Raw genomic sequence first — 5,377 nt, 5'->3', positions numbered from 1 at the left:
GTGGAAAGTGCTAAAAAGATATTTATTTATGAAGTTCCAAAAAAAGTGCAAACTGATAAAAAAAAGGCAAATGATGAAAATAAGGAGAAAAAGAATAAGCAGGATAGTAAAAATAATCAGAATGTAAATAAAAATAATAGTTCTGCCAATAAAAAAGAAGAGAATAAAAATAAATATGAAAAACTTAATATTTTTGAATATTTAAAAAATTCTATGCGAACAGAAGATAGATTTACAGAAGCGTTTAAAATACTAGAAATGGAACCTACAACTGATAAAGAAAAAATAAAAAAGAAGTATAAAGAGCTATTAAAGAGGTATCATCGCAACAATCCTGAAAATTATGATAAAATATTTAGTAGAATTAACGAAGCTTACGGAATTGCTTTGGGATTTGAGCAATCGAATTTTAATGAATATGAAGGGGATTCTATTGAGGATATATTTGATAATTTTTTTAATTCTGCCAATAATTCAAGCTATAAAAGTTTTTTTGAAAAAACACAAGATTTTTCAAATGTTTTTGATGAAAATGAAACAACAAACAAATCAATATCTGCGTGGCTAGGACGGCTTAAAAATCTTCTTTCATCTGAAAAACGTCCACTAACAGAATATCGAGAAATTTTACGTGATTTTCATTTTAATTTTGATGTTTCGGAAAAAAATCAAATTAGAGAAATTTTACAAAAAAATGGATTACGTGATTATGCTTGGAGAAATATAACGAGAATTGAAATGGAACTTTTGATTTATAATCTAAATAATTCTAATATGAATGCAGATATTTTAGGGGAGACTTGGGTAGATACTGGTAAAAGTGAAAATGCAAGTTTGGATGAAATTGTAAAAAATATTGTAAGTGAAAATTTTTCAGAAAATGAAAAAGGATATGAAAAATTTATTCAAGACTATTTTAATATTAAGATTTTTAGATTATTTGGAAAGAATATTGCGTTATACCCTTACAGAGATATAGAGCAAGTAGGAACAACTTTTAAATTTATAACTTATAAAATACGAAATGAATATGTTGATGTTAATAAATATATAGAAATTTTTGATAGAGAACAAAAAAATAATAAGAAAGTAGGAATAAGTTTACGCATAACGCATTATTTATGGAGTATTTTTGGTGCGATAGTTTTATTTTTATTCTTTTTAAATCCTATTGTTGACTGGTATATAGCGATTTTTGGAACTATTTTTTTCATAATTTTAGACTGGGTTAATATAGCTAAAGAAAAAGAATTTGAGTGGAGTATGCGATATGGGTATTCAAGTTACTTGTCGATTTTAATGAGTATAATGTTTGTTGTAAATCTTATTGTTATTGGCAATGCGGAATATGAATCCTCAATTATACCATTTTTACTATATTCACAGCTGATATTTCAATTTGTATTTTTAAATATAATCTTATTTGTAAAAATGGTAGTAACTACAAATATAAGATACAAGCGATTAAGAGAATTTTCAAAAAAAGTTTTAGATGTATTTATCTTAAAAAAGTAAGGAAGAGAAAGATAAGGCTGTGGAAAATTTTGCGAAAAAGATACTGGATAAGATATATTGACTAAATATTTAACAATTTTAAGTTTTGAGATTTATAAAAAAGAATACTGTTAAAGGAGGAAGATAAAATGGGAAGAATGATTGGAATTGATTTGGGGACAACAAATAGTTTGGCGACATATATTGATGATAATGGGGAAATACAGTTTGTAAAAAATGAATATGGGAATATTTTGATTCCGTCTATTGTGGGAATTGATGAAAATGATGGAATAATCGTGGGAGAACTGGCGAAGGAAAGGAGAATGATGAACGCTGGGGAAACTGCGAGCAATTTTAAAAGAAGGATGGGAACGGAAGCAAAAATTAAAGTAAAGAATAGAACTTTTGATGCACAGATGCTTTCTTCATTTGTACTGAAACATTTAAAGGAAAATGCTGAAAAGCAACTGAATGAAAAGATAGACAGGGCAATAATAAGCGTGCCTGCATATTTTAATGATAAACAGAGAAAAGATACCAAAATAGCAGCGGAACTGGCAGAGCTTACAGTGGAAAGGCTTATAAATGAGCCAACAGCTGCGGCATTGTCACTTGGAAGCCATATTTTAGATAAAAATCTAAAATTTATAGTACTTGACTTGGGTGGTGGAACATTTGATGTTACATTGCTTGAAACATTTGAGGATATTATGGAAGTGATTTCGATAAGTGGGAATACGATGCTTGGTGGAGAGGATTTTACTACCAAATATGTGAAATTTTCTTGAAAAATATAGGATTATCAATATCTGACTTGAGCCGTGATGAAAGAACAAAATTGTACACAAAGGCAGACAGGGCAAAAAAACTGATAAGTTTAAAAGATGTGGAAATTGAACTGGAAATTAAAGGAAAAGGCTATAAAGCAGAAATTACACAGGTAGATTTCAGGGCGGCTGTAAAACCACTACTTGTAAAAATGAAAGTTGCGATTGACAAGGCTTTGCAGGATGGAAATACGGATGCAAGAGAAATTGAGAAAGTTGTGCTAGTCGGCGGGGCTGTAAAATTAGGAATTGTGGAAGAATTTGTGGAAAAGTATTTTAATAAAATGCGTGGAGAAAAAACTTATTTTGACAATACTGATTTTATTGAAGGCAATAAACTCGTGTCAATAGCTCAAAATCCTGATACTGTCGTAGCTTACGGCGTTGGTGTAACTGTGGGAATGAAGGAGAGAAACAAGGCATTTAAGGAAAGAATTTTGACAGATGTGTGTCCATTTACACTCGGAATTGAAGTAATTGGGCAGAGATTTGCACCGATTATTCCAAGAAATACAACGGTTCCTACAAGCAAGTCTGAATATTTTTCAACAGTAGAAGACAATCAGACAATAATAAGAATTGCAATTTATCAGGGAGAAAGCTTAAATATAAACGATAATCTATTTTTAGGGGAATTTGAAATAAATGTGCCAAGAAATAATGCAGGAAATGAAAAAGTGAACGTAAGATTTACTTATGATATAAATGGAATTTTAGAAGCAGAAGCAACTGCAATGAGTACGGGAGAAAAGAGAAATAAATTAATTATAAACGGAGATTTATCCGAAGAAGAAAAAAACGAAAGAATCAAAACTTTAGAAGAAATAAAAATTCAGTCAGAAAATCAAAACAAAGATAAATTGCTGATTGAAAGAGCAAACCGAATTTATGCCGAAATAGTAAATACAGAAATTAGAAACTACATTTCAGAATATTTGGAAAATTATCAGATGATTGTAAGAACTGGCGATAGAATACGTATTCAAAAAGTAAAAAAAGAATTTTCAGCTTTTCTTGATAAAATAGATCCTGAACTGAACGACTTGAGTGTTGATGATATTTTAAGAGATATTGACGAAAAGGAAGAAGATGAGGCTGTGGAAGAGGAAGATGAACTGGAGTTTTGGAATTAGAAAAATGAATTTTAAAATATTGTGTTTATTGAGATTTATGGACTTTTATAAATAATAAGCGTAACTTTTTATAAGGAGAAAATAATTATGAAAATAAAAAAATTGTTGAAAATATTTGGGTTATTAATTTTGACAGGAAATATTGTGAATGCAGAATATATAAAAAGAAATGGAGAAATTTATTATCGGGAATGGATGGAACAAAAGCCAAAATTATTAAAAAATATAGATAAAAAATCATTTGAAATATTGGAAAATGATTTTGCAAAAGATAAGAATAATATTTATTATCAAGGGGAAAAGATTGAAAAAATAGATCCTAAAAGTGCTAAAATATTTGGAAGTCATTTTGTGAAGGATGAGAAAATTGTTTTTGATGCTTATGAAAAAAAGGAATTGAAAGAGGTAGATACAAAAACGCTTAAAAAGGTTTTATAAAATTACCAAATATTGATAGGAACAGCTTTATTACTTTGAGCGAGGAATTTGGAAAAGATAAAAATGGAATTTATTATATTGGTGAAAAAATAAACGGAATTAATCCGAATAATGTTAGAGTTATTGAAGAAATAGGACAGGATAATTATATTCTTCAAAGCGAAAATAATTACTATTTGACATTTAATAGCAATAGCGATTTGTATGACAGGAAAAACGATAAAATTGAAGCAAAAAAAATAAATAATTTGAACATTGATTTTAGTACATTTAAGTATTTTGGAATTTTTGACTATTATAAAGATAAAAACAGTTTTTACTATCATTCAGATAATGATTTTAAAAAAATCAAAAGCGGAATTGATGTTGGAAGTGCTGAAAAAGTACTTGAATTGAATGATTTTGTAAAAGATAAAAATAATTTGTATTATTTTTCTAATGGAAAAATTGAGAAAATAAATTTGAATATTGATGTAAAAAGTTTAGAATTTTTTGATGACATTGATTCTTCTTATAGCAGTTATATAAAAGATAGAAATAACGTATATTTTGTAGATAATAAAAACGGGAAAGTGAAAATAGTAAAAAATGCTGATAAAAATACATTTCAAATTGTAAACGGAAATTATGGGGTAGACAGGAAAAATGTTTATTATAATGGAGAAAAGCTAGATTCTGTTGGTATTGAAGGGCTTAAAATTTTTGATGATAATTATTTAAAGGATAATAAAAATGTCTATGAGATTTATACGACAGATGACGGAAAAACTAAAATAAGAACAATAAAAAATTTAAACATTGATGTGGCAAGTTTTGAGGATATTTTTAAAGAAGCATTTTATAAAGATAAAAATTCGGTTTATTATGTTGATATGACTGAAGATAAACAGGAATTAAAAAAACTGGAAGGAGCAGATGCTGATACATTTGAGCTGGGAATTTTTTCAAAAGATAAAAATAGCGTATTTATTGATAAACAGAGATTGGAAGGTGTTAGTCCAAAAGGATTTGAAGTGTTGAACAGTGATTTTAGTTTTATAAAAGATTATAAGAATGTTTTTTATTTGGATAGAGCAGATGATGGTATAACTTTCATACCAAAAATACAAAATATAGAAGGAGTAGATATTGCAACTTTGGAATTTGCTGGAGGACATTATAGCACATATTATAAAGACAAAAACAATGTTTATTTTGTGGATAACAGAGATGATAAAATAAAATTCAAAAAATTATCCTATGTAAATCCGAAAACATTTGAAATGGTGGATAATACTTTTGCGAGAGATGACAAAAATATTTATTTATTTGAATATAAATTGGACGGAATTGATCCAAAGACATTTAAAAAATTAAGTTATGGAATGATAAAAGATAAAAATGGACTATATTTTTTAGAAGATATTGAAAAAGAAAATGAAAATATGGAAATAAAGACTCGAAAAATAAATATAAAAGGATTAGATTTAAAAACTTTTGAAC

General features: G+C 27.6%; 5 protein-coding genes. All 5 read left to right on the top strand.

Going from position 1 to position 5,377, the window contains the following annotated elements; all coding sequences use genetic code 11:
• On the top strand, positions 1-1,515 hold a 1,515-nt coding region (locus tag Q0370_RS04690), incomplete at its 5' end, for a DnaJ domain-containing protein (RefSeq protein ID WP_367270838.1).
• Positions 1,516-1,643: 128 nt separating this feature from the next.
• Entirely contained in the window at positions 1,644-2,285 is a 642-nt protein-coding gene (locus Q0370_RS04685) for an Hsp70 family protein (protein WP_299572775.1), read from the top strand.
• Positions 2,282-3,457, top strand: coding sequence for an Hsp70 family protein (locus Q0370_RS04680; protein ID WP_299572772.1), 1,176 nt, complete (start codon positions 2,282-2,284; stop codon positions 3,455-3,457). Before Q0370_RS04685 ends, Q0370_RS04680 begins: the two co-directional genes overlap by 4 nt.
• 87 nt (positions 3,458-3,544) lie before the next feature.
• Positions 3,545-3,895 (top strand): DKNYY domain-containing protein, encoded by a 351-nt coding sequence (locus tag Q0370_RS04675; protein WP_299572769.1) that lies wholly within the window; start codon positions 3,545-3,547, stop codon positions 3,893-3,895.
• A 35-nt stretch (positions 3,896-3,930) separates the two neighbouring features.
• Positions 3,931-5,377 (top strand): DKNYY domain-containing protein (locus tag Q0370_RS04670; RefSeq protein WP_299572766.1); only part of this gene is annotated, 1,447 nt, incomplete at its 3' end.

This window comes from uncultured Leptotrichia sp., assembly GCF_938036635.1.
Classification (GTDB): domain Bacteria; phylum Fusobacteriota; class Fusobacteriia; order Fusobacteriales; family Leptotrichiaceae; genus Leptotrichia; species Leptotrichia hongkongensis.
Note: the sequence above shows the minus strand (reverse complement) of the source record. Positions and strands in the feature narration are given on the sequence as shown.